This window comes from Rufibacter psychrotolerans (assembly GCF_016924645.1).
Taxonomy (GTDB): Bacteria; Bacteroidota; Bacteroidia; order Cytophagales; family Hymenobacteraceae; genus Nibribacter; species Nibribacter psychrotolerans.
This window is the reverse complement of record NZ_JAFFJV010000024.1, coordinates 1-22,906: the sequence shown is the minus strand read 5'-3', so window position 1 is coordinate 22,906 and position 22,906 is coordinate 1. Positions and strand designations below refer to the sequence as shown.

At 57.1% G+C, this 22,906-nt stretch carries 24 protein-coding genes; 16 read left to right on the top strand and 8 right to left on the bottom strand.

The annotated features are described in order from the left end of the window. Positions 1 to 68: 68 nt before the first annotated feature. Both JT718_RS19135 and JT718_RS19130 read right to left on the bottom strand, forming a co-directional pair. Positions 69 to 818 carry a ParA family protein gene (locus JT718_RS19135; RefSeq protein WP_205504408.1) on the bottom strand — a complete coding sequence of 250 codons (750 nt, stop codon included), beginning with the start codon at positions 816 to 818 and terminating at the stop codon, positions 69 to 71. Between the two features lie 134 nt (positions 819 to 952). After that, positions 953 to 1,429 (bottom strand): SixA phosphatase family protein, encoded by a 477-nt coding sequence (locus JT718_RS19130; RefSeq protein ID WP_205504407.1) that lies wholly within the window; start codon positions 1,427 to 1,429, stop codon positions 953 to 955. Between the two features lie 151 nt (positions 1,430 to 1,580). On the opposite strand from JT718_RS19130, the gene topA reads away from it, so the two are divergent. The 4 genes from topA to JT718_RS19110 all read left to right on the top strand — a co-directional run bounded on the left by topA (position 1,581) and on the right by JT718_RS19110 (position 5,968). After that, positions 1,581 to 4,016 carry a type I DNA topoisomerase gene (gene topA, locus JT718_RS19125; protein WP_205504406.1) on the top strand — a complete coding sequence of 812 codons (2,436 nt, stop codon included), beginning with the start codon at positions 1,581 to 1,583 and terminating at the stop codon, positions 4,014 to 4,016. A 149-nt stretch (positions 4,017 to 4,165) separates the two neighbouring features. Next, complete coding sequence (locus JT718_RS19120; protein ID WP_205504405.1) at positions 4,166 to 4,855, top strand: SIR2 family NAD-dependent protein deacylase; 690 nt, start codon at positions 4,166 to 4,168, stop codon at positions 4,853 to 4,855. A 91-nt stretch (positions 4,856 to 4,946) separates the two neighbouring features. Beyond that, entirely contained in the window at positions 4,947 to 5,597 is a 651-nt protein-coding gene (locus tag JT718_RS19115) for a SatD family protein (protein ID WP_205504404.1), read from the top strand. After that, positions 5,594 to 5,968 carry a hypothetical protein gene (locus JT718_RS19110; protein ID WP_205504403.1) on the top strand — a complete coding sequence of 125 codons (375 nt, stop codon included), beginning with the start codon at positions 5,594 to 5,596 and terminating at the stop codon, positions 5,966 to 5,968. The genes JT718_RS19115 and JT718_RS19110 overlap by 4 nt, the downstream gene beginning before the upstream one ends. A 127-nt stretch (positions 5,969 to 6,095) precedes the next feature. Here JT718_RS19110 and JT718_RS19105 read toward each other — a convergent pair whose 3' ends face one another. Beyond that, on the bottom strand, positions 6,096 to 7,172 hold the full coding sequence (locus JT718_RS19105) for an o-succinylbenzoate synthase (protein ID WP_205504402.1): 1,077 nt from the start codon (positions 7,170 to 7,172) through the stop codon (positions 6,096 to 6,098). Positions 7,173 to 7,248: 76 nt separating this feature from the next. On the opposite strand from JT718_RS19105, the gene egtB reads away from it, so the two are divergent. The 5 genes from egtB to JT718_RS19080 all read left to right on the top strand — a co-directional run bounded on the left by egtB (position 7,249) and on the right by JT718_RS19080 (position 12,909). Then, the gene (gene egtB / locus JT718_RS19100; protein ID WP_205504401.1) at positions 7,249 to 8,541 is read left to right on the top strand and encodes an ergothioneine biosynthesis protein EgtB; all 1,293 of its coding nucleotides are present in this window, start codon (positions 7,249 to 7,251) and stop codon (positions 8,539 to 8,541) included. 14 nt (positions 8,542 to 8,555) lie between these two features. After that, on the top strand, positions 8,556 to 9,557 hold the full coding sequence (gene egtD / locus JT718_RS19095) for an L-histidine N(alpha)-methyltransferase (RefSeq protein WP_205504400.1): 1,002 nt from the start codon (positions 8,556 to 8,558) through the stop codon (positions 9,555 to 9,557). 115 nt (positions 9,558 to 9,672) lie between these two features. Further along, positions 9,673 to 10,767: a pyridoxal phosphate-dependent aminotransferase gene (locus JT718_RS19090; RefSeq protein ID WP_205504399.1), complete on the top strand. Its 1,095-nt coding sequence runs from the start codon at positions 9,673 to 9,675 to the stop codon at positions 10,765 to 10,767. A 194-nt stretch (positions 10,768 to 10,961) separates the two neighbouring features. Beyond that, positions 10,962 to 12,296, top strand: a complete 1,335-nt coding sequence (locus tag JT718_RS19085) for an MATE family efflux transporter (RefSeq protein WP_317195533.1) — start codon at positions 10,962 to 10,964, stop codon at positions 12,294 to 12,296. A 64-nt stretch (positions 12,297 to 12,360) separates the two neighbouring features. Further along, a complete protein-coding gene (locus JT718_RS19080; RefSeq protein WP_205504398.1) occupies positions 12,361 to 12,909 on the top strand; it encodes a DUF922 domain-containing protein in 549 nt (182 codons plus the stop codon). Positions 12,910 to 13,155: 246 nt separating this feature from the next. Here JT718_RS19080 and JT718_RS19075 read toward each other — a convergent pair whose 3' ends face one another. Beyond that, positions 13,156 to 14,694 (bottom strand): FAD-dependent oxidoreductase, encoded by a 1,539-nt coding sequence (locus JT718_RS19075; RefSeq protein ID WP_205504397.1) that lies wholly within the window; start codon positions 14,692 to 14,694, stop codon positions 13,156 to 13,158. A 141-nt stretch (positions 14,695 to 14,835) separates the two neighbouring features. Here JT718_RS19075 and JT718_RS19070 point away from each other — a divergent pair, with 141 nt between their 5' ends. Continuing rightward, entirely contained in the window at positions 14,836 to 15,174 is a 339-nt protein-coding gene (locus tag JT718_RS19070) for a tRNA-binding protein (RefSeq protein WP_205504396.1), read from the top strand. Between the two features lie 19 nt (positions 15,175 to 15,193). Here JT718_RS19070 and JT718_RS19065 read toward each other — a convergent pair whose 3' ends face one another. Beyond that, entirely contained in the window at positions 15,194 to 15,565 is a 372-nt protein-coding gene (locus tag JT718_RS19065) for a DUF4296 domain-containing protein (protein ID WP_205504395.1), read from the bottom strand. A gap of 54 nt (positions 15,566 to 15,619) precedes the next feature. Here JT718_RS19065 and JT718_RS19060 point away from each other — a divergent pair, with 54 nt between their 5' ends. The 5 genes from JT718_RS19060 (at position 15,620) to JT718_RS19040 (ending at position 19,672) form a co-directional block, all read left to right on the top strand. Continuing rightward, positions 15,620 to 16,501 carry a DUF58 domain-containing protein gene (locus tag JT718_RS19060; RefSeq protein WP_205504394.1) on the top strand — a complete coding sequence of 294 codons (882 nt, stop codon included), beginning with the start codon at positions 15,620 to 15,622 and terminating at the stop codon, positions 16,499 to 16,501. A 143-nt stretch (positions 16,502 to 16,644) separates the two neighbouring features. Next, positions 16,645 to 17,562 (top strand): hypothetical protein, encoded by a 918-nt coding sequence (locus JT718_RS19055; RefSeq protein ID WP_205504393.1) that lies wholly within the window; start codon positions 16,645 to 16,647, stop codon positions 17,560 to 17,562. Beyond that, positions 17,543 to 18,592 (top strand): VWA domain-containing protein, encoded by a 1,050-nt coding sequence (locus JT718_RS19050; protein WP_205504392.1) that lies wholly within the window; start codon positions 17,543 to 17,545, stop codon positions 18,590 to 18,592. The genes JT718_RS19055 and JT718_RS19050 overlap by 20 nt, the downstream gene beginning before the upstream one ends. Then, positions 18,592 to 19,278: a YggS family pyridoxal phosphate-dependent enzyme gene (locus tag JT718_RS19045; RefSeq protein ID WP_205504391.1), complete on the top strand. Its 687-nt coding sequence runs from the start codon at positions 18,592 to 18,594 to the stop codon at positions 19,276 to 19,278. The genes JT718_RS19050 and JT718_RS19045 overlap by 1 nt, the downstream gene beginning before the upstream one ends. A gap of 16 nt (positions 19,279 to 19,294) precedes the next feature. Beyond that, the gene (locus JT718_RS19040) at positions 19,295 to 19,672 is read left to right on the top strand and encodes a DUF423 domain-containing protein (RefSeq protein ID WP_374729177.1); all 378 of its coding nucleotides are present in this window, start codon (positions 19,295 to 19,297) and stop codon (positions 19,670 to 19,672) included. A gap of 89 nt (positions 19,673 to 19,761) precedes the next feature. On the opposite strand, the gene JT718_RS19035 is transcribed toward JT718_RS19040, so the two are convergent. Genes JT718_RS19035 through JT718_RS19025 form a run of 3 tightly spaced genes read right to left on the bottom strand, consistent with a single transcriptional unit; the run spans position 19,762 to position 22,088 of the window. After that, positions 19,762 to 20,208, bottom strand: coding sequence for a DUF1573 domain-containing protein (locus tag JT718_RS19035; protein WP_205504389.1), 447 nt, complete (start codon positions 20,206 to 20,208; stop codon positions 19,762 to 19,764). 60 nt (positions 20,209 to 20,268) lie between these two features. Beyond that, a complete protein-coding gene (locus JT718_RS19030; RefSeq protein ID WP_205504388.1) occupies positions 20,269 to 21,696 on the bottom strand; it encodes an ATP-dependent DNA helicase in 1,428 nt (475 codons plus the stop codon). A 2-nt stretch (positions 21,697 to 21,698) separates the two neighbouring features. Next, on the bottom strand, positions 21,699 to 22,088 hold the full coding sequence (locus tag JT718_RS19025; protein WP_317195532.1) for a PaaI family thioesterase: 390 nt from the start codon (positions 22,086 to 22,088) through the stop codon (positions 21,699 to 21,701). A gap of 104 nt (positions 22,089 to 22,192) precedes the next feature. Here JT718_RS19025 and JT718_RS19020 point away from each other — a divergent pair, with 104 nt between their 5' ends. Next, positions 22,193 to 22,678, top strand: a complete 486-nt coding sequence (locus JT718_RS19020; RefSeq protein WP_205504386.1) for an NUDIX domain-containing protein — start codon at positions 22,193 to 22,195, stop codon at positions 22,676 to 22,678. The last annotated feature ends 228 nt before the right edge of the window (positions 22,679 to 22,906 follow it).

The window sequence follows — 22,906 nt, the reverse complement described above, 5'->3', positions numbered from 1 at the left end:
TGGAGCCGCTTTCTTGCGTTTTCTCCGCTATTTACAAAATTTACCCTTAAAACCGGCGGCGCCAAGCCCTACCTAAGCGCGACAAACTCCTGCGCCAGCCCCATGTAGTCTTTGGCCCCGTAAGAGGCGGCATCATACTCAATGACGCTCTGCCCGAACGAGGGGGCCTCGGCCAGCTTCACGTTCAGCCTGATGCGCTGGTTGAAAATATACTCGTCTACGTTTTCCTTCAAGTAATCTTCAATCTCTGTGCTCAGCTTGCGGCGCTTGTCGTACATGACCACCACAATGCCTTTTACCTTGAGCCTGGGGTTGAGCGTGGTCTTGATCTGCTGCACGGTGTTCAGGATCTGGCCCAGGCCCTGCAAGGTAAGCACCTCCATCTGAAGCGGGATCAGCACCTCGTCTGAGGCGGCCAGGGCGTTCACCGTGAGTACTGATAACGAAGGCGGACAGTCAATTAAGATATAGTCGTAGTCTTTTACCTCGCTGAGCAACTGTCCCAGGAAACTTTCCCGGTTCTCGTGCGTCACCAGGGAAATCTCCACGTCTACCAGCTCATTGGAGCCGGGCGCCACGTACAGGCCATTGCGCTCCTGAATGGCGTCCACCAGCTTTTGCTGGCCGGTGAACACATCGGCCAGGGTATGGGCAGGCTCCGTGATGCCTAAAGAATACGTGAGGTTGGCTTGTGGGTCCAGATCGATCAATAACACGCGTTTGCCCAGCTTCTGCAGGGCGCTTCCCAGGTTGATGGTAGTGGTGGTTTTACCCGTACCCCCCTTTTGGTTGATGACCGATACGATAGTTGTTGCCATAGGTTACAGAAAACTGAAAAAAAATTTTCCTCTGGGTTGACGAGGCGCTAAACTACAAATTATTCTATGCCCTTGGGCGGTTTTTGCCCCGTTTATGGGTTGTTTTGCCAAAATGTGGCAAAAACCAGGGCGGCTTATCCTTGGTAGAGGAAGTGTAATTTGCAGGTGCCGGCACGCAAGTTTTCCCAGTTGTACCCGTTAAAGTGGAGGTGGGCAATGGTGGCCGGGCCAAAGGGGACCTCTTCATGGGCCAGCGTGGAGGCGAAGAAAGAAATAGTGGGGTTGTGCCCTACCAGCAGCAGCGTGTCTACCTCGTTCTCCACCCCGTGCAGTAAGTTCAGGAGGTCTGCCTCCGCGCCATAGTAGATGTCGCGCTCCAGTTGCACCGGCACCTGGTGTTCCAGCTGCTCCAGCAGGCTCTGCAGGGTCATCTGGGTCCTTACCGCTGGGCTGCACAGGATCAGCTCCGGCAAGAGGGCCTGCTCCTTCAGCCACAGTCCGGCCTCGCCCGCCTGGCGCTCCCCGTACAGGGTGATCTCCCGGTCAAAGTCCGTCTGGCCAATTTGTTTTTCCGCCGCGGTGGCGTGTCGCATCAATAGCAGATTCTTCATGCCTAAGTATACTAAAAAAAACCTTTTTACTGCCCCCGGGTATATTCTTTTACCCCTTTGGAGCAATCGGCATAAAGATAGTGGTTGGATTGTCTCAAAAAATTACTACATCTTTGAAAAATTTTTGGGCACAGCCCTCCTCTTTTCCCATATGATAAAAAACTTAGTGATTGTGGAGTCGCCGGCTAAGGCCAAGACCATTGAAGGATACCTGGGCAAGGATTTCGTGGTGAAGTCCAGCTTCGGGCACGTGCGTGACCTCCCCAAAGACAATAATGCCATTGACATCCAGAACGGCTTCAAGCCCACCTACGTGGTCTCGGCCGATAAACGGGAGGTGATCTCCCAACTCAAGAAACTGGCCAAGGAAGCCGAAACGGTATGGTTAGCTTCCGATGAGGACCGCGAGGGAGAAGCCATTTCCTGGCACCTTTCTGAGGCCCTGAACCTGAACGAGGCCAAGACGCGCCGCATCGTGTTCCGCGAGATCACCAAGAACGCCATCCTCAACGCCATTGAGAACCCGCGCTCCATTGACATCAACCTGGTGAACGCCCAGCAGGCCCGCCGCGTGCTGGACCGCCTGGTGGGGTTTGAATTAAGCCCCGTGCTCTGGAAGAAGATCAAAACCGGGCTTTCGGCCGGGCGCGTGCAGTCTGTGGCCGTGCGGCTGGTGGTGGAGCGCGAGCGCGAAATTGAGCGCCACAAGGCCGTTTCGGCCTACAAAGTGGTGGCCCAGTTTGACGCCGGCGGCAAGCGCCTGGAGGCCGAGCTGAACACCCGTTTCAAGACCCGTGAGGAGGCCGAGGATTTCCTGAAGCGCTGCATGGGCGCCTCTTTCTCCATTGAAAGTCTGGAGAAAAAACCCACCAAGCGCACGCCCGCGCCGCCGTTCACCACCTCTACCCTGCAGCAGGAAGCCAGCCGCAAGCTGTCTTTCTCGGTGGCGCAGACCATGTCGGTGGCCCAGCGCCTCTACGAGGCCGGTAAGATCTCCTACATGCGTACCGACTCGGTGAACCTGTCGCAGGACGCCATCAACGCGGCGGCTACGGAGATTTCGCGCACTTTTGGCGAAAACTACGTGAAAACGCGCCAGTACAAGACCAAGTCCAAGCAGGCGCAGGAAGCCCACGAATCCATCCGGCCCACCGATTTCGCCGCCATTCAGGTAAGTTCTGACCGGAACGAGCAGCGCCTGTACGACCTCATCCGCAAGCGCGCCATCGCCTCGCAGATGGCCGATGCCGAGATTGAGAAAACCACCGCCACCATCAACATCAGCGGCCAGCCGGAGAAGTTGATCGCCACCGGCGAAGTAGTGCGCTTTGAGGGTTTCCTGAAAGTGTACACCGAGTCTACCGACGACGAGGAACTGGCCGACGATGACGTGAAAGGCATGCTGCCGCCCTTGCAGGAAGGCCAGCCCCTCGCCTTGCAGCGTCTGCAGGCCACCGAGCGCTTCAGCCGCCCGGCGCCGCGCTACACTGAGGCCAGCCTGGTGAAGAAACTGGAGGAAATGGGCATAGGAAGACCGTCTACCTACGCGCCTACCATCTCTACCATCCAGAAACGGGGCTACGTGGAAAAAGACAATCGCGAGGGCAAGGAGCGCGCCTACACGGTACTCACCCTGGAGAAGGACCAGATCACCGCCCAGCAGAAAACCGAGATGGCCGGGGCCGAGAAAGCCAAGCTCTTCCCCACCGACATCGCCATGGTGGTCACCGACTTCCTGGTGTCGCACTTTGAGAGCGTGGTAGACTACTCTTTCACGGCCCGCGTGGAGGAAGAGTTTGACGAGATTGCCGCCGGTAAGAAGCAGTGGGACAAGATGATAGACACGTTCTACTCCAGTTTCCATCAAACCATTGAGACCAGCGCCAGCGTGGAGCGCTCTGCCGTGAGCGGGGCTCGTGAACTGGGCGTTGACCCTATCTCCGGCCAGAGAGTGCTGGCCAAGTTGGGTCGTTTCGGGCCCTACGTGCAGCTGGGCGAAGAGGTGGAAGGCACCGATGCCAAACCCGCGTACGCCAGCCTGCGCAAAGGCCAGTTTCTGGAGTCCATCACCCTGGAGCAGGCCCTGGAATTGTTCAAACTGCCGCGGGTAGTGGGCGAGTACGAGGGCAAGGAGATGAAGGCCGCCATCGGGCGGTTCGGGCCGTACATTCAGCACAACAGCAAGTTCTACTCCCTGCCCAAAGACCTGGACCCGCTGCTGGTGACCGAGGAACAAGCCATTCTCATCATTGAGGCCAAGCGCAAATCCGACGCCGAGAAGCTGATCAAGTCGTTCCCCGAGAACCCCGACGTGCAGGTGCTGAACGGGCGTTTCGGGCCGTACATTGTGGCGGGTAAGAAGAACGTGAAGATCCCCAAAGGGCAGGAACCCGCCGAACTGACGCTGGAGCAGTGCCTGGAGCTGGCCGCCAATACACCGGACAAACCGGCCAGAGGAGGTTTCAAGAAGAAAGCGGCAGAGCCGGCCGCCAAAGCGGATACGCCCAAGAAGACAGCTGCCAAGAAACCGGCCGCCAAAAAAGCACCGGCCAAAAAGACCGCTACTGCCAAGAAGAAAGCAGAGTAACACCTTAGACGCTGTCTGGTTCTTACCGCTCCTGATTTTGGCCTGTTTTCAAGAAAACAGGCCAAAATCAGGAGCGGTACTTTTTCAGGGAGTTCCGTATATTTCCAAAATCTTGTGTCATGGGTCTTACATCTTGTGTCTAATCTAAAATGAAGCAGAAAATAGTGGTTTTAACCGGGGCCGGGATTAGTGCCGAAAGTGGCCTGGCTACCTTCAGGGACGCCAACGGCCTCTGGGAAGGACATGATGTGATGGAAGTGGCCTCGCCCCAGGGCTGGCAGAAAAACCCCGAGCTGGTACTGGAGTTCTACAACCAGCGCCGCAAAAGCGCCCTGGGCGTGGAGCCCAATGCCGCCCACAAGGCCCTGGTAGATCTGGAGCAGAAATTTGACGTGCGCATCATCACCCAGAACGTAGACAACCTGCACGAGCGCGCCGGCTCCAAACACGTGCTGCACCTGCACGGCAAGCTGTTTGAGAGCCGCAGCACCAAAGACGAGAGCCTCATCTACCCCATGGAAGGCTGGGAACTCAACCTGGGCGACCTCTGCGAAAAAGGCTCCCAGCTGCGGCCCAACATTGTGTGGTTCGGGGAGCCCGTGCCCCTGATTGAGGAAGCCGCCGAGGAGACCATGTCTGCCGATTACCTCCTGGTGATTGGCACTTCCCTGCAGGTGTATCCCGCCGCCGGGCTGCTTTCCTTCGCGCCGCATGACACCCCCATCTACCTCATTGATCCTAATGCTCCGGCCGTGCAGCACAGAAGAAACCTCACCATCCTTCAGGAGAAAGCCACGGTAGGCGTTCCTAAGCTGGTAGAGCAACTTCTATCTAAGTAGGCTATGCTGTCTTTCATTTTTTATGCACATTTCGCATTATTTCATTTTATATGAAATTTTATTAGTATTGCATGAAATTTGAAATATAAAAATGCCTAGCCTTCCCCCAACCTACCATATCCTGATGGCCGACATCATGGGCAGCAGCCGGCAAAAGGGCGAGCCCTTGATGCAGCAGTTCCAGCAAGTGGTGAAGGCCATTAACCAGGAGCACCCAGAAAAGCTGCTCTCGCCCCTCACCATTACGCTGGGCGATGAGTACCAGGCCGTTGCGGCTTCATTGGAGGACGGCGTGGCGCTGCTGGTGGCCATTGAGGAAGAAGTGGTGAAGCAGGGCGCGGGCTTCCAACTGCGCCATGTGCTGCACCAAGGAACCATTGAAACACCCATCAACCCCAATATAGCCTATGAAATGCTGGGCCCAGGCCTGACCAGAGCCCGGGAAAAGCTGGCCGAACTGAAAAGCCGCAAGGGAGACCGCTTCTGGGTGGAAACCAGTTTACCCAAAACCGATGAGTTGTTAAACCGGCTGCTGGTGCTGTATCAGTCGGTGGTGGATGGATGGAGCCGGCAGGAGCACCCCATTGTCGCTGCTTTCTGGCACCTGCGGGACTACAAGGCGGTGGCCAGTAAATTCAACAAAAATCCGTCGTTGCTCTGGAAACGGCAAAAAAGTTTAAAGTTGAAAGAGTATCTTGCGGCAAAGGAACTCCTGTTCCTGAGCCTTCCGCCCCAACCATGAAAGTCCTGCTTTTCCTTTTGATCTACCTGCCCGGCGAGCTGCTGGCGCACTTTGTGTTTAGCTACATCCGGAAACGTTTTGAGCACCCCGAGGGTGTGGGCTCGGTGGTGGAACAGCGCAACAAGATGAACACCATTGCCAAAGGCCTGCTGGAGCGCTTCTTCCTGTTTCTGTGCCTCATCAACGACCTGGGGGCCGCGCTCACCGTCTTAGGCGCGCTCAAGCTGGGCACCCGCCTGGACACCGACAAGCAGCACCCCGTCTCCAACGACTACTTTCTCATCGGCAACATCACCTCCATCCTGTTCGCCATCATCTACTTCTTGGTGTGGCAGAAATGGGGGGAAGGGATCATTAACTGGCTGGCGTAAACCCGTTTTTAAACCCCATTTGCAGAAAACAAGCCTAAAACCGCCACTCACTCACTCACTCACTCACTCACTCACTCACTCACTCACTCACTCACTCACTCACTCACTCACTCACTCACTCACTCACTCACCCGGGCAGTTCCCAGGCTGTTTCTGGGTTGTACCACAGTTCTTCGCCCCTGATCTCCAGCGGCGAAGCAAAATTGTTGTGGTACAGCTGGCCGGTTCCAAGCCCTTGGGGCATGGGGTTGCCGGTGTCAGCGGCGAACTGGGCAATGGCGTTCAGCCCGATGTTGGACTCCAGCGCCGAGGTAAGCCACCAGGCAATGCCCAACGACTCCGCCACCCTGATCCACTCGCGGCTGCTGTAGAGCCCTCCCACCAAGGTGGGCTTGATGATGATGTACTGCGGCCTGATCTGGTCCAGCAAGTGCCACTTCTGCTCTTTGCCGGTGGCGCCAATCAGCTCCTCGTCCAGGGCGATGGGAATGGGCGAAACGCCGCACAGTTCCTGCATGGCCTCGGCCTGCCCCTGCCTGATGGGCTGCTCAATGGAATGGACCTGGAACTTGGCCAGGTGCCGGAGCCGTTCCTCGGCGTCAACCACGGGGAAGGCGCCGTTGGCGTCCAGCCGCAGCTCCAGCTCCTGGGGACCGGCCACGCTCCTGATTTCCTTGAGGATGCGGAGCTCCTGGGCAAAGTCCAGCCCGCCGATCTTCATTTTAAGGCACCGGAAGCCCTGGTCCAGCTTTTTTTTGATCTGGTCCCGCATGAAAGCGGCATCGCCCATCCAGATGAGCCCGTTGATCCGGATGCCCTGCTGCGAGCGGGAAAAAGGCGTGTCGTAGAGCACGCGCTTGGCGCCCCGCAGGTAGTCTACCCAGGCGGTTTCGGCGGCAAAGCAGATAGAGGGCCACTGCTCCAGCCACTTCCAGAAGCGTTGCGCCTCCTCAGACGCCACGTCCTCCACCTCCAGGGCGTTAAAACGGTCGCACACCTGCTGCAGGGTCAGGTGAAAGTCGGGGGAATAGTCGGGGCTGAGGCCCGGCAGCGGCGAGCACTCGCCCCAGCCCTGCGCCTCGGGGGCGCGGGTGTGGTGCACGCGCAGGTAGGCGGCCCGGTGCGTCTGCATGGCTCCGCGCGAGGTGCGGGCGTTGAACCTGAACGAAAGCTCCCGGTAAAAAGGCGTTAAGACAAATGCCATAGGATAGTAGCCGCTGGGGTAGAGGTAAACCTTTCGCCCAAAAATAAGTTTAGAAAGGGAATATACCACATTTCCCATGCTATTTGCCACCTCTGCCGGCAGCACTCCCCTGCTGGCCCGTTATAGAAGCATCAGAGAACAGACCCAAGCCCTTTGCGCCCCGCTTACCCCCGAAGACACCGTCATGCAGCCCATGCAGGACGTGAGCCCACCCAAATGGCACCTGGGGCACACCACCTGGTTTTTTGAGTCGTTCGTGTTGCAGCCTCACCTGCCAGGGTACCGGCCCTTCCATCCGCAGTACGCCTACCTGTTCAACTCGTACTACAACAGCATGGGCAGCCGGGTAGCCCGCTCAGACCGCGGCACCCTCTCGCGTCCGCCGCTGGAAGAAATCTACGCCTATCGCCGCCACGTAGACCACTGGATGGAAAAAGCCCTTGCCGACGAGGGTTTCCTGCAGCAACCGCAGCTTCTGGACTTGGTGGAGTTGGGCCTGCAGCACGAGCAGCAGCACCAGGAACTACTGGTCACCGACATCAAGTACATCCTGAGCAGCACCCCCCTCATGCCCGCCTACGCCGCCAAACCGCAGCCTGTTTATGAATCGTTTCAAGCGAAAGAGCCCCAAAACGAGTGGTGTACCGTACCGGCGGGAACGTATACCATCGGGCACCAGGGCGAGGGTTTCTGCTTTGACAACGAACAGCAGCCGCACCAGGTCTACCTGCCCGAGTTCAAGGCCCGCCGCACCCTGGTCACCAACGCCGAGTATGCCGCCTTTATAGAAGCCGGGGGTTACGCCCAGTTCCAACACTGGCTGGACGAGGGCTGGCAGCTGGTGCAGCAACACCATTGGCAGGCGCCCCTCTATTGGGTGAAGCAGGAAGGCAAATGGTGGCACTTTACGCTGCACGGTCTGGAAGAAATAGAGCCCCAGGCGCCAGTCACCCACCTCAGCTTCTATGAGGCCCAGGCCTACGCCACGTGGTCGGGGCACCGCCTGCTCACCGAGTTTGAGTGGGAAGCCCTGGCGCAGCGGCACGCCAACCCCGTAGCCGAGGGGAATTTCCTGGAAAGCGGAAGCTTCCATCCGGTGGCGGCGGCTCAGCCCAGCGGCAGCTCGGGGGCAGCCCACCTGCTGGGCAATGCCTGGGAATGGACCTACAGCGGCTATTTTCCGTATCCGGGGTTTAAGACGGCTCCCGGCGCCCTGGGTGAATACAACGGGAAGTTCATGATCAACCAGATGGTGCTGCGGGGTGGCTCCTGTGCCACCCCGCAAAGCCACATCAGGCCCACGTACCGCAACTTCTTCCACCCAGACAAGCGCTGGCAGTTTACCGGCATCAGGCTGGCGCAACCCTAACCCCATGACCCACTATGACACTACCCACTACCCAGAACACCCTGCACCACCTGCTGCCCCAGGCGCCCACCCATGAGAACAGCCTGGCGCAGGACGTGATGCAGGGCTTGAGCCAAAGCCCCAAAAAGCTCTCCTCTAAATTCTTTTATGACGCCAAAGGCAGCCAACTGTTCCAGCAGATCATGCAGCTGCCGGAGTATTACCTCACCAAACTGGAGCACCAGATACTGGACCGGCAGCGCAAGGAAATCCTGTTCGCGTTTGGTACGCAGACCCCGTTCCAACTGGTGGACCTGGGAGCCGGCGACGCCTACAAAACCAAGCTCCTGCTGGCAGAACTGGTGGCCACCCAGGCCCAGGTACAGTACGTGCCAGTGGATATCTCAGAAGACCAGCTGAACCTACTACTAGAAGACCTGCACCACCGGTGGCCGCACCTGCCCGTAACCGCCCTGGCCGCCGAGTACTTCCAGGGGCTGGAGTGGCTGAACCTGCACCTGCGGCAGCGGAAACTGGTCCTGTTCCTGGGCTCCAACATCGGCAACTTTGACCTGCCCGAGGCGAAAGAATTCCTGTGCACCCTGCGCCAGAGCCTGCACCCCCACGATGCCCTGCTGGTGGGCCTGGACCTGCGCAAAGACCCCGAGAAAATGCGCCGGGCCTACGCCGATGCCGCCGGGGTGACCTCAGCCTTTAACCTGAACCTGCTGCACCGCATCAACAAAGAACTCAAGGCCAACTTTGACCTGGACCAGTTTCAGCATTTTGCCGAGTATGATCCCCTGGAAGGCACCATGCGTAGCTTCCTGATCAGTAAAACGGCGCAGGAGGTGACTATTGAGGCCCTGGACCAGACCTTCCAGTTTGAAGCCTGGGAGGCCATTCATACCGAGAATTCCTACAAGTTCTCGCTGCGCCAAGTGGAGGAAATGGCCCGGGACTGCGGGTTCCAGGTACAGGACGTGTTCACCGATACCAGCCACGGCTTCGCCGATGTGCTGCTGCGGCCGGTGTAAGGCGCAGTCCAGCACAGAAGGCCTGAGGCTTTGTTTCGGGGCCATTTTCAGGAAAATAGGTCTAAAACAGCGCATATATTTACCAGCACCAATATTCAACTCCCACTAGACCAAGATGGACATCATTCCGCTGCATTTGGGCGTAAGCCACTTCCACAGTCCGGCTGTGGCCACGCAGGCCCTGCAGGAGGCCCTGGCCCAGCACAACACCTACTACGGCCCCAACGAGGGCCTGCCCGAACTGAGGTATGCCCTGGCCCAACGCTACCTGGAGGACGAAGGCCTCCCCATCCCCGCCGAGCAGATCCTGATTACCCACGGGGCCAAACACGCCCTTCACCTGTACCTGTACAGCCTCCTGCAGCCCGGCGATGAAGTAGTGGCGCTGGCCCCATACTGGTTTGCGTTTCCGGAGCTGATCAGGCAAAGCGGCGGCAAACTGGTAACGGTACCGGCCAATCCGGCGCAGGACTACGCCCTGGACCTAGATCTGCTCCGGCAGAAACTCACGCCCACCACCAGGCTGCTGCTCCTGACCAACCCTGGCAACCCCACCGGAAAAGTCTACTCCCCAACCGAACTGCAGCACGTGGCCCAACTCCTGGAAGAATTCCCCAACCTGCATGTCTTGTCTGACGAAATCTACGACGGCCTCAGCTACGAAGCACCCGTGCACAGCTTCTTACGCTTTGAGCCCCTGCGCGATAGAATAGCCGTGGTAAACGGTTTCTCTAAGTCCTTTGCCATGTCGGGTTGGCGGCTGGGGTATCTCATTGCTCCGTTCCCCATCCTCACAAAGGCCATGGAGTTGCAGCAGAAATGGATTTCGGGGGTGTCTCCGTTTTTGCAGGCCGGCGCGGTGGCCGCCACCCAGCACCGGCACCAGATCTGGCGGGAGTTTAAACAGGACCTGGAACCCAAACGGCAAAGGCTCCTTGCGGCCCTGCGCCAAATGCCAAAACTAGGCTTCACGGTGCCGCAGGCCGGCTATTACGTTACCCTGCAGCTAGAGGGCTGCCTCAAACCCCAGGACGCCTCCTCCCCTTTTCAGCTGGCCGAGGAATGGGCCGCGGCCCTCAAAGACCAGGTGGGTCTGGAGGTGTTGCCTGGCACCAACATGGGCATGCCCCACGCCGTGCGAATGTCGTTCGCCCTACCCGAGGAGGTGCTGGACAGTGCCATTCTTCGGCTGAAAGCCTTCGTTTCCTGAAGCAAGGGCCTCTTTTCCCCTGTTTTAGGGCTGATTTTCTAGAAATAGCCCTAAAACAGCCCAGTTGCCATCTGCCCCTCACTCACTCACTCACTCACTCACTCACTCACTCACTCCCGCCTAAGGGACATTTGTCCGTAGAGGGTTGGGAAAATAGCCGTAGCTTTGCGGCCTCTTTCTAAAACCAGACGCTCGTGATTTTTTCTGCCCCGTACCGCGAACATTATAAAAGTACCTTCTGGCTGGCCTATCCGGTGGTCCTGAGCCAACTGGGCCATATCCTGGTGAGCGTGGCCGACAGCGTGATGGCGGGCCGCATAGGCACGCTGCAGCTGGCGGCGGCCTCTCTGGGGAACAGCATCTTCACCATTGTGCTGGTGTTTGGGCTGGGCATCTCCTTCAGCATCACGCCCATGGTGGCGCGGGCCGATGGCCGCAAGAATTACACCCGCATTGCCCTGGCGCTCACCAACGGCTGGTTCCTGAACACCATCATGGGTATTCTGCTGTTCCTGGCGTTCTGGGCCCTGTCGCCGCTGATTGCCTACCTGAACCAGCCCGAAGACGTGGTGCGGCTGGCCATTCCGTACGTGAACATCCTGTTCCTGTCCATGGTGCCGCTCATGATGTTCCAGGCGTTCAAGCAGTTTGCCGAGGGCCTGTCGCTCACCAAGCAGTCTATGTACATTTCCATCTTCGCCAACGTGCTGAACGTGGGGCTGAACTACGTGCTCATCTACGGGAAGCTGGGCTTTCCGGCGCTGGGCCTGAACGGGGCGGCCTGGGCCACCCTCATCTCTAGGGTGGTTATGGCCCTGATGATGGCTGGCTTTGTCTTTCTGGCCCCCCGCTTTGCGCGCTACCGCAGGTACCTGCGCTGGCAACACCTCTCCTGGACCCACATGCGGCGCATGCTCAAAGTGGGCTTCCCTATCTCATTGCAGATGATCTTTGAAATGGGAGCCTTCAGCTTTTCGGCGGTCATGATTGGCTGGCTGGGCGCGCGCGACCTGGCGGCGCACCAAATTGCCCTCAACGTAGCCTCCGTCACGTACATGATGGCCAGCGGCATCTCGGCGGCGGCCACCATACGGGTGGGCAAGCTGCGCGGGGCCGGCGATGCCCACGGCGTGCACATGGCCGGCTACAGCAGCCTCATCATGGGCGCCCTGTTCATGGCCACCAGCGCGGTGCTCATTATCCTGTGCAAGGACCTTATTCCGGAGTTTTACGTGAAAGACCCCGCCGTGCAAAGCCTGGCGGCCCAGCTCCTGATCATCGCGGCCATTTTCCAGCTGTCTGACGGGGTGCAGGTGGTGGGGCTGGGAGCGCTGCGGGGCCTGGAAGATGTGCGGGTGCCCAGCATGATCTCGCTGTTCTCGTACTGGCTCATTGCCCTGCCGGTGGGGTATGCGCTGGGGTTCTGGATTGGCCTGGGGGCCCTTGGCATCTGGCTGGGGCTGTTCACGGGGCTTACCATTGCCGCCGTGCTCCTATTTTTCAGGTTCAGGAAGTTCAGCCCGCAATAATTTTATAACTTAAGCGTACGTTCAGGAAACTCCTTTTTGCCAAGAGCGTGTTACGGAACCAGCTATGTCATTCACCCTATTGCTCCTCTGGATCAGTGCGCTGTTTTACGCCGCTTTTCCAGAAACTAAACCCAAAACCCCAGCCCCCGCGGCCAATATTCCCTGGACCCTTCAGAAGCGCCTGACCTGGGACGACTTCGCGGGCACCCCTGCGCCTAACAACCAACACCACGCCCTCACCTCCACCAACATGGAGATGAAGGTGAAGTGCGAGAACAGCCAGCTCAAGTTCAAGGTGGAGGCGGTCTTCAACCCCAGGGAGTCGTGGTCGCGCAACAAGAGCTCGGCCATGCTGCTGGCGCACGAGCAACTGCACTTTGACCTGACCGAGCTCCACGCCCGCATGCTGCGCAAGCGCCTGGCCGAACTGCCCAACCCCTGCACCCGCGGCGCCTCTGACCTGAACAAGTACGCCAACGAGGCCTTTAACAACTGGCACAAAGAGCAGGACCTCTACGACGCCGAAAGCCGCCACGGCCTGGACAAAGAAAAACAACTGGACTGGATTGCCTCCGTGGAGGTACGCCTGAAGCAACTGGAAGCGTATAAGTAGTAGTTGGTTGTTAGTTGTTGGTTGTTAGTGATTAGTTGTTAGTTGCTAGTGAGTAGAAGTTGGGGATTAGCCGTTTTCTCTTAGAATAACTCATTTTAGGGCTGTTTTCCAGAAAATTGTTCATAAACAGCGTACCTTAAAACTTAAAAGGGAAGCAAGGCAGATGTAATCTAGCCCTGCTTCCCTTTTTTATGATCCATCAAAGCCTCCGCCACTAGTCACTGACAACTGACAACTGACCACCAACTACAGCTTCTCCAGGTCCTTAATGGCCGGGCCCGCCACCACTTTCCCGAAGGGGTCAAACCGGGAGCCGTGGCAGGGGCAATCCCAGGAATTCTCCAGGTCGTTCCACTGCACAATGCAGCCCAGGTGGGTGCAGACGGCTGAACACTCGTGGCGCTGGCCCTGGGCATCGCAGTAAACGGCTACTTTGGCCAGGCCCTTCTGCACCACGGCCCCGGTGCCGGGCGCAATGACTGCTTCCTCTTTTTCGGCGGGTTTTACCCAATCCAGGTACTGGCCGGCCACGTTCAGGTTTTCTTTGAGGAACTCCTTGGCAGAGTCGGTGGCGAAGGTAACCCGCCCGGGATCGTAGAGGGCTTCCCAGGCGTTGGTTCGGCCGCAGATCAGGTCGGTGAGCAGGATGCCGGCAATGGTGCCGTGCGTCATGCCGTGGCCCGAGTCTCCGGTGGCAATGTACACGTGCTTGCTGTCGCCGGGGTTGCGGCCGATGAAGCCCATGAAGTCCACCGGCTCCATCACCTGCCCAGACCAGCGGAACACCACGTCCTGCGCCATGGGGAATTTCTTACGGGTCCACTCCTCCAAACAGGTGAAGCGCTCGGCCTCCTGCCCGTGGCTCTGGCCGGTTTTGTGGTCCTCGCCGCCCACAATCAAGATCTCGGAGTCCAGTTCTTCCTCGCCGGCCACCGTGCCTACCCGCACGTAATGGTAAGGGTCAGAATCATCCCAGTAGAGGGCGGTGGGCACGGCTCCTTTGGGCACTCGAGCCCCGATCACGTACGTGCGGTAGGGTGCCTGCTTGGTGTGCATGGTCACTTTGTCGTTCACCGGGGTGTTGGTGCACACCGCCAGGTGGTTACAGGCCACCGAAAAACCGGCATTGGTGGTGGCGCGGTGCACCAGGCCCGTATCAAACTCCTTCACGTGGCTGTTGGTGTAAATATCGCCGCCGTGGTCCAGGATGTAGCGGCTCAGCGCGGCCAGGTACTTCACCGGATGGAACTGCGCCTGGTTGGGGAACATGAGGCAGGGCCCGCTGCTCACCGTGGGCACCGGGCATTGCTTCAGCTTCACCACGTCGGTGATGCCCAGCTCGCGGCAGGCGGCCAGTTCCTGGTCCAGCTGGTCCTCTGAATCCGTGGCCCCCAGGAACAGGTAGCCGGGCAGCCACTCAAAATCGCACTGGATCTTCTCGTCGCGGATGATCTGCTCAATGCGGTGGATGGCTTCGCGGTGGCTTTCATAGGCCAGCAGCGCCTGTGCCTTGCCGAACACCTTGATCAGGGTGGAGTAGCGGTCATCCAGGGCCCAGGAAAGGTGCGCCGTGGTGCGGCTGGTCTCGCCGCCGCAGATTTCGCCAGCCTCCAGCACCACTACTTTCCGGCCTTCTTTGGCCAGCAGGTAGGCGGTGGTAAGGCCCGAGATGCCGGCCCCCACCACGCAGACATCCGCGGTGACATTGGCGGCCAGCGGCTGGGTAAAGGGCATCTCCACGCCCGGCTGCCACACCGACAGCGTTGTTCCGGTATTGTTTTTCATAGCTTGAAGGATAAGGATGGAAGCTCCGCCGAAAGGAAAAGCTCTTTCTAGGAATACGCTGCCCCCTTGTAGAGGTTTTTACGGATGGCACTCCGTATTTGCCTATTGGGGGCGCAGGCCTTATCTTGGGCGCAAAAACACATGGAGAACACCATCACCTGGGAACAGTTTACGGCCGTTGACCTGCGGGTAGGCACTATTGTACAGGCCGAGCCCTTCCCCGAGGCCCGCAAACCGGCCTACAAGCTCTGGGTGGACCTGGGCGAACTGGGCATCAAGAAATCCAGCGCCCAGATCACGCACCACTATGCGCCGGAGAGCCTGGTAGGGCAACAGGTCATCTGCGTGGCCAACTTTCCGGTGAAGCAGATTGGTCCCTGGCGGTCTGAGGTGCTGGTCACGGGCTTCGCCGATGAGGATGGGCACATTGTACTGGCTCAGCCGCAGGCCAAAGTACCTAACGGCAAGCGCCTTATCTAAGCCAAACTGCTTTCTGGCTTTAAATAGCGGTTACGGAGTCCTGCGCTAATTTGGGGGTGAGCTTCGCCTCCCTGATGCTCAGGCTGTCCAGCACCACCTCGTAGATTTTGTCCATCTTTTCTGGGTGGGCCAGGTAATAGTCATAGCTGTGCTTGAAGGCACTATCTGAGACGGCGTGTCGTTTTAAGATAAGCTTGTGGGCTTCCCGGTAAGCTACGCGCGAGGTGTCAACATCCCGGTGGGTGCGCCCCACGGCTGCCTCGGTGAGGTGGATGTCCAGCATGATGCGGGTCATCTTCTCCTCCGGAATCAGGTCGGCGGGCTTACCCGAATCCTGGGAGCAGGCAAACACCACCAGGGGCAACAAAAGCAGACACAACTGTTTTTTCACGCGGTTGTTCGTAAGTTTCGGTAATTTTAGACGCTGCACAAACCTTTAGGGGGCATGAAAGACTTGGTCAGGAAGCTACGAAAGTACGAGATACAGATTAGAAAGGCAATTGACGCCCAGATGCAGGGCGACTTCAAATCTGTGTTCAAAAGCTCCGGCCTGGAGTTTGACGACGTGCGCGCCTACCAGTACGGCGATGACGTGCGCGCCATTGACTGGAACGTAACGGCCAAGGGACACGGCACCTTCGTGAAGACCTACCGCGAGGAGAAAGAGCAGAACGTGTTCCTGCTGCTGGACGTGAGCGGTTCGCACGCCCTGGGCACGCCCGGCAACCAGAAGATGGACCTGGGCAAGGAGATTGGCGGTATTTTGGCGCTTTCGGCCTTAAAACAGGGCAGCCAACTGGGCATGATCTGCTTCACCGACGGCAAAGAGCGCTACCTGAAGCCCGGCAAAGGCAATGACCACGCCTACTCGCTCATCAAAACCCTGGCCGAGCTGAAGCCGCAGTCGCTCAAGACCAACATTGGCGCGGGCATCAAGCTGTGCCTCAACGTGGTGAAGCGCAAGAGCATCATCATCCTGATCTCGGACTTTATTGACCTGAACTACGAGCGGGAACTGATCATGCTGGCCAAGAAACACGACCTGATTGTGCTGCAACTGGTAGACAAACGCGAGGTCCACTTCCCCAAGCTGGGCATTGTGCCCCTGCTGGACAAGGAAACCGGCAAAACCATCTGGATCAACACGTCTTCCCGGGAGTTCAGGGAGCGCTACCTCTTGCCGTACGCCCAGAACCAGGAACGGCTGGCCCGGCTCTGCCGCCAGTACCAGGCCGATTTCCTGCCCATTTACGTGGAGCAGGACTACGTGCCCCAGTTGGTGAACCTGTTCAGGGCCCGGAACAAGATCATGAAACGAAGCGCTTAGCGAGGCCTTGGGGTTTTACGTCTGTTTTCAGCAAAACGGCTTAAAAACAAGGCCTTACCCAAACTACGCTCCAGTAAACCTTTTACCAAAGAATACGGCGGTGGCCCTGCCCGCCCCCCATACGTAACATTGAATTGTCTCCCTTGTTAAAAAAGCTAAGTTGCCTCTTGTTCTGCCTGCTGCCTCTGGTGGCTTGGGCCCAGTTTCCCGCGGTGAAGATTGAGGGGTTCTTCCTGCAGGACTCCGTAGAGTTGGGGCGGTCGGTGCGGTACGTGCTGCTGTCCCGGCATTCGCCCAAGGCCGAGGTGGTCTTCCCGGACTCTGCCTTCAGCTTTGCCCCCTTTGAGCTGGTGAAAAAAGAGTTCTTCCCCACACGCACCGTGGGGGGCATCAGCACAGACAGCACCATCTACACGCTGCGCACCTTCAGCCTCAGGCCCGTGCAGTCGCTCCGGTTGCCGGTCCGGCTCTTCCTCAACACCGACACCGCCCACCTCCTGGCCGACCCCGACTCGGTCATCCTGATCCAGAAAGTCGCCCAGGTCGGTGACTCTTTGCCCCTCCAATCGGCCACGCACCTCATGCCCGTGATTGAGCAGTTCAACTACATTTACTGGGGTCTGGGCGCGGTGGCGGCGGCCATTCTGGTGGGCGGCATCTGGGTCCTGTTTGGGAAAAGCATTAACACCCGCTACAAACTGTATGTGCTCCGGAAAGACCAGGCCCAGTTCCAGTCCCGGCTGCAGACCACCCGGGACCGGTTCAAGCGCCTTAAAACCCTGGATCACCTGGAGCGGGCCATTATCCTGTGGAAGAACTACTTAACCAAGCTGGAGGACATAGAGATCAACTCGTTCACCACCAAGGAAATCACCACCTACTACGAGGAAGACGAGCTGGTGAGCAACGCCCTGCGGGTGTGCGACCGGGCCATTTACGGCAACATCATCTCAGACGACGAGACCGAGGTGGCCGACTCCCTCACCCAACTGGCCGAGTTCGCGGCCCAACGCTATGTTTTAATCCGAGACTCCCTGCGCAATGTGGCAAGCCCCCGCTGATTTCTCCTGGCTCAACTTTAGCTGGTTTTACTGGCGCACCTGGCAGTCGTTTGACTGGGCCAACCCCGGTTTCCTGTACGCCCTGCTGGCGGTGCCCCTCCTGTTCCTCTTGCGCTGGCTCCTGCACGTGCGGTTCCGCAAGAAGCTGGACGTGGCCCTGTTTGAGGGCAACGCCACCTGGCACTGGACCAGCATCCTGCGCTACGTACCCGACGTAGTCTTTGGGCTTTTCCTGATGCTGGTGCTGGTGGCTTTGGCGCGTCCGCAGAAAACCGATGAAACTGTAGAACTTTCCTCGGAAGGGATTGACATTGTGCTGGTCATGGACGTTTCCGGCTCCATGGAACTCACCGATTTTCAGCCCAACCGCCTGGAAGCCGCCAAAGAGGTGGCCCTGCAGTTTGTGAATGGGCGCGTGCAGGACCGCATCGGGGTGGTGGTGTTTGCCGGGCACGCTTACTCCCTCACCCCGCTCACCACCGACTACGAACTGGTGCGCGAAAGCATCCGGAGCATCCACCTGAACATGATTTCTGAGGATGGTACCGCCATTGGCAGCGCCCTGGCCGTGGCCATCAACCGGTTGCGGGAGTCAAAAGCAAAATCAAAGGTGTGCATCCTCATCAGCGACGGCGAAAACACTGCCGGTAGCCTGGATCCTGAGTTGGCGGCTCAATTAGCCCATGCGTTTCAGCTAAAACTCTACACGGTAGGCATTGGCAAAGAAGGTACGGTGCAGATGCCGGATGACTCCACGGGCAGACAAGTCACGGTGCAGACCGGCCTGGAAGAGAAAACGTTACGCCAGTTAGCCTCTTTGGCTGAAGGTCAGTTCTTCCGGGCCGAGGGAGCTAATGCCTTGTCCCAGATCTTCCGGCGCATCAATACCCTGGAGAAAACCGAGATAAAAGAAACCCGCTACCGCGATACGCGTGATTATTACCAGATATATTTGCGCTGGGCAATTGTTCTGCTGCTGTTGTGGCTGCTGCTCAAAAACACCTTTTTCACCAACGCGTTAGAAGATTGATGAGGACTATCCAGGAGAATATCCATGATTTCCAGCAAAAGTTAGCCGGTACCAACTGCCGCCTGATTGCCGTTTCCAAAACCCACCCGGTAGAACTGATCCGGGAGGCGTACGAAGGCGGGCAAAGGGCTTTTGGCGAAAACAAGGCGCAGGAAATGATGCTGAAACAACCACAGCTTCCCGCTGATGTGGAATGGCACATGATCGGGCACCTGCAAACCAATAAGGTGAAGTACATTGCGCCTTTCGTGCACCTGATCCAATCGGTAGACAGCCTGCGTTTGCTGCTTGAAATTGAGAAACAAGGCCAGAAACACAACCGGGTTATTGACTGCCTGCTGCAGTTCTACATCGCCGAGGAGGAAACCAAATTCGGGCTTGACCTGGAAGAGGCTCAGGAAATCCTTCGGTCAGAGGCATTCAGGAATCTAAAGCACGTGCGCATCTGCGGCGTGATGGGCGTGGCTACCAACACCGATGACGAACAGCATCTGCAACGTGAATTCTCCCGTTTGCGCGGCTACTTTGAGGCGCTAAAAGCAGAGTTTTTCCCGGAGGCGCCGTATTACAAGGAAATTTCCATGGGCATGAGCTCAGATTACCAATTAGCCATTGCCGAGGGCAGCACCATGATTAGAGTGGGCAGCGCTATCTTCGGCAACCGTAACTATTCCGTTTCACACTGATTTTCCAAAAATGAGCATTAAAACTATATTGATCCTGGGGGCCCTGCTGAGCGGTTTGGGCGTAATGATTGGCGCGTTTGGAGCCCACGGCTTGTCCAAGATGCTAACCGAGACCGGCCGCACCGAGACCTTTGAGACAGCCGTGAAATACCAGATGTACCACGCGTTGGGCCTGTTGCTGGTGGGCGTGCTGATGTCGCAATTTCCCGGCGCTACCGGCATGCGCATCTCGGGCCTTTGTTTTCTTATTGGTATCCTGATTTTCTCCGGTTCGCTGTATATTCTTTGTCTCACCGGCATTAAGTGGATGGGCGCCATCACTCCTATTGGCGGGCTGTTCATGATTGCCGGGTGGCTGAACCTGGTGTGGGCGCTGGCCAAGAATCTGCCCTAAGCACTATACGACCGATAAAGCCAAAACGCCTCTCCTGCAAAGCAAGAGAGGCGTTTTGGCTTTATTTTTTGAAAAACAACGTGTAAACGCTAGTTGGCAGAAGCGATGGTGGAAGAAAAAACTACCTGCGCGTTACCCTGAATAGCGTTGGACTCCACAATCAGAACTTTGTTCTGCTGACCGCGTTTGCCGGCGCTGTTGAAGCGGGCTTTGATCACCGCTGTTTCGCCGGGCATCACGGGAGCTTCTGGGTATTCCGATACGGTGCAGCCGCACGTGGTTTTCACGTTGTAGATGATCAGGGGCAGCGTGCCGTTGTTCGTGAATTTGAACGCATGCTCAATGACATCGCCGGGCTTGATCTCGCCGTAGTTGAACTTGGGCTCATCAAACAGAATGGACGGACCAGCCGGAGCAGGTGCCGGAGTGGCAATAGGAGCAACAGCCGTTTGCGTTTGCGCCGCCGGGTTGGTTTGCGCCATGGCCGCTGAGCCGCCAAACAACAGGAACAGTGCCCCTAAAAGTAATTTCTTCATTTCTGCTAAGATTGGTAACGAAGCCGATAATTGGTAAAGATACGTATTCTTCAGAAATGATTAGTCCTCTACGGGTGCCGCAGCATTTTCAATCAGTTTTTCATTGAAGTTCACCAGAAACAACTGCTCTGAGGCCCGGGTAGCCGCCGTGTACAGCCAGCGGGCAAAATCCTGCGTGACCGTATCTTCTTTCAGGAAACCATGATCTACAAACACCGCCTGCCATTGCCCGCCCTGCGCCTTGTGGCAAGTGAGCGCATAGGCAAACTTCACCTGCAAAGCGTTCAGGTACTTGTCTTGCCGCATCTCCTGCGCCCGCTGGCGTTTGCTGGTAATGTGCTGGTAATCCAGGAGCACCTGCTGGTATAGTTCCTTGTTCTTGTCGGCAGGAAGCGCGGGAGCTTCTGAGTAGAGCGTGTCCAGCATGATCTTAGTTTCCAGTTCTTCCTCGTTGGGATAATCCACAAACCTGATGCGTACATCCGCGAAGCGCATGCCGTACATTTCTTCGTAGCGGATGATTTTGGTCACCTCCACAAAGTCGCCGTTGGCCATGAACCCGATGCTGGAATCTTTGGGCAGCCAGGTATAGTTGTTGCGCACGATCATGAGGTAATCGCCTACGCCAATCTCGTCCTCGGCAAAGAAAATCTGCCGCCGGATGTGCTGGTTGTAGAGGTTGGCGGTTTTGTTGGAGCGGCAGATAACGGTGGTATTGTCAATCCCGAACTTGTCATAAGCATACCGCAGACCGTCTTCCAGTTTGTCGCCTCGCATGGAGAAGATATCCCGATAGCCTTTGGTTTTGAAGGCCAGCTCCGGTTGCTCTTTCACCAGCTCGTTTCGCAAGCGGGTAGCGTTCATCAAAATCCCGGACTCCTCGGCCTGACGCATTACCTGGCGCATCTCCATCTCGTGCACGTGGCACTGGAAATTACGTTGCAGATAACTCGCATCCAGAGATGGGCTGATGGTCTGGTTCACGGGCGGCAACTGAGCGGTATCGCCAATGAGCAGCAGTTTGTTGCTGGGCTTCTCAAACACATAGCCCAGCAGATCCTGCAGCAAACCATTGTCGCCGAAGGCTTTGTCATCAGAAATCATGGAGGCCTCGTCTACGATGTAGACTACCTGCTCGCTCTTGTTGGGTTGCCGCGAAAAAGCCAGCCCGTCTGAGTACGGATTGTTCGTTTGCTTATAGATCTTTTTATGGATGGTGGACGCCGGCTTGGCCGAATACGTGGACATCACCTTTGCCGCCCGCCCGGTAGGTGCCAGCAGCACATATTTGTAGCCAAACTTGTTCAGGATTTTCACCAGCGCGCTCACCACCGTGGTTTTACCGGTACCGGCAAACCCCTTGAGCAAAAACACCTCTTTCAGGCCAGTGCGGCGCATGATGAACTGGTCCAGTTTCTGAAAAAGCTGGGCTTGGTCCTGGGTAGGTTCAAAGGGAAAATTCTGGCGGAGTGCTTCTGCTGGCGTCATGTCTAGTCTTGAGATTTATCGGCTTCCGGCGCTAACGTCGCCATGGTAGCCGAGGCCTTCGCGATCATATTTTTCTCGCCCTGGCCATTTATTGTAAAGATTTCTGCCTCACAAAAGTTCAACCTTTTGCCTTGTTTTAAGACCCAACCTTTGGCAAAAAGCGCCGTTCCTACGCCTGGGTTCAGGTAAGAGACTTTCAGGTCGGCGGTGACCACGTGCTGGTCAGCGGGCACCAAAGTAACGGCGGCAAAGCCCATCACAATGTCAGCCAGGGTGGCAATGACACCGCCGTGCGCGAATCCTTTGTGCTGTTTGTGCTTTTCTTCCAGTTGCAGTTGGCCTTCTACCAGCCCTATTTCAATGGTTTCTATTTCAAAACCCAGCAAATGCATGTAAAATTGCCGCTGAAGTTTTTCTTTTACCGTATCTCTAAACTCAGGATTGAACGTCTTTAACATCTTACAAAAGTACAGCCTTCAACCCTCCCCCACAACCTATGGAGAACATTCACCCGTTCGCGGAGACTTACTCACAAAAGACAAGAATTAGGGTCTGCGGACTTCTGGTACAGGACGATAAATTACTGCTTGCCCGCCACAAAGCCGCCTTAGGCGAGGGTGCTTTCTGGATTCCCCCCGGGGGTGGCCTGAACTACGGCGAGACTGTAAAAGCGTGTCTCAAACGGGAGTTTGTGGAAGAAACCGGGCTTGAAGTAGAAGTGGGTAGATTCCTGTATATGAACGAGTTTCTCCGCCCACCCCTGCACGCCCTTGAGTTGTTTTTTGAGGTAAAACTTGTGAACGGCACGCTTGCTTTAGGTTCAGACCCAGAGTTAGAACGGCACGCTCAGCTTTTGGAGGAGGTAAAGTTTATGAGCATCCGGGAGTTGTTCAAACTCAAACGGGAAGAGCTGCATCCTATTCTGCATGCGTTGGTGAACATGGATGATTTGTTTATTCCAAGACTGAATTTTTTGGAGTAGTAACCTTCTGAGAAATGCATGAAGCGCTTAGTTCTGTGGGCAAGCAGAGACAATTCTTTTCTTTACGATTACTAGCTGCAGTTTCCTGAAGATCACTCCCTCGCTCGCCTCTGGCGAGTGTGAGTCATGGGGCGGTCTCTGGCCGCAATGGTAGAAAGGTAAGGTTGGTGCTTCCCGCAACGAGGCCAGAGGCCTCGGAAAAGCTCACACTCGCCAGAGGCGAGCGAG

What these genes read in the sequence shown, in the direction of transcription:
- JT718_RS19080 (WP_205504398.1), top strand. Translation starts at nt 12,361, where the DNA reads ATGTCATTCACCCTATTGCTCCTCTGGATCAGTGCGCTGTTTTACGCC.
- JT718_RS19130 (WP_205504407.1), bottom strand. Translation starts at nt 1,429, where the DNA reads ATGAAGAATCTGCTATTGATGCGACACGCCACCGCGGCGGAAAAACAA.
- JT718_RS19090 (WP_205504399.1), top strand. Translation starts at nt 9,673, where the DNA reads ATGGACATCATTCCGCTGCATTTGGGCGTAAGCCACTTCCACAGTCCG.
- JT718_RS19075 (WP_205504397.1), bottom strand. Translation starts at nt 14,694, where the DNA reads ATGAAAAACAATACCGGAACAACGCTGTCGGTGTGGCAGCCGGGCGTG.
- JT718_RS19070 (WP_205504396.1), top strand. Translation starts at nt 14,836, where the DNA reads ATGGAGAACACCATCACCTGGGAACAGTTTACGGCCGTTGACCTGCGG.
- JT718_RS19035 (WP_205504389.1), bottom strand. Translation starts at nt 20,208, where the DNA reads ATGAAGAAATTACTTTTAGGGGCACTGTTCCTGTTGTTTGGCGGCTCA.
- egtD (WP_205504400.1), top strand. Translation starts at nt 8,556, where the DNA reads ATGACACTACCCACTACCCAGAACACCCTGCACCACCTGCTGCCCCAG.
- JT718_RS19060 (WP_205504394.1), top strand. Translation starts at nt 15,620, where the DNA reads ATGAAAGACTTGGTCAGGAAGCTACGAAAGTACGAGATACAGATTAGA.
- JT718_RS19115 (WP_205504404.1), top strand. Translation starts at nt 4,947, where the DNA reads ATGCCTAGCCTTCCCCCAACCTACCATATCCTGATGGCCGACATCATG.
- JT718_RS19120 (WP_205504405.1), top strand. Translation starts at nt 4,166, where the DNA reads ATGAAGCAGAAAATAGTGGTTTTAACCGGGGCCGGGATTAGTGCCGAA.
- JT718_RS19110 (WP_205504403.1), top strand. Translation starts at nt 5,594, where the DNA reads ATGAAAGTCCTGCTTTTCCTTTTGATCTACCTGCCCGGCGAGCTGCTG.
- JT718_RS19025 (WP_317195532.1), bottom strand. Translation starts at nt 22,088, where the DNA reads ATGCATTTGCTGGGTTTTGAAATAGAAACCATTGAAATAGGGCTGGTA.
- JT718_RS19030 (WP_205504388.1), bottom strand. Translation starts at nt 21,696, where the DNA reads ATGACGCCAGCAGAAGCACTCCGCCAGAATTTTCCCTTTGAACCTACC.
- JT718_RS19045 (WP_205504391.1), top strand. Translation starts at nt 18,592, where the DNA reads ATGAGGACTATCCAGGAGAATATCCATGATTTCCAGCAAAAGTTAGCC.
- topA (WP_205504406.1), top strand. Translation starts at nt 1,581, where the DNA reads ATGATAAAAAACTTAGTGATTGTGGAGTCGCCGGCTAAGGCCAAGACC.
- JT718_RS19050 (WP_205504392.1), top strand. Translation starts at nt 17,543, where the DNA reads ATGTGGCAAGCCCCCGCTGATTTCTCCTGGCTCAACTTTAGCTGGTTT.
- egtB (WP_205504401.1), top strand. Translation starts at nt 7,249, where the DNA reads ATGCTATTTGCCACCTCTGCCGGCAGCACTCCCCTGCTGGCCCGTTAT.
- JT718_RS19135 (WP_205504408.1), bottom strand. Translation starts at nt 818, where the DNA reads ATGGCAACAACTATCGTATCGGTCATCAACCAAAAGGGGGGTACGGGT.
- JT718_RS19020 (WP_205504386.1), top strand. Translation starts at nt 22,193, where the DNA reads ATGGAGAACATTCACCCGTTCGCGGAGACTTACTCACAAAAGACAAGA.
- JT718_RS19105 (WP_205504402.1), bottom strand. Translation starts at nt 7,172, where the DNA reads ATGGCATTTGTCTTAACGCCTTTTTACCGGGAGCTTTCGTTCAGGTTC.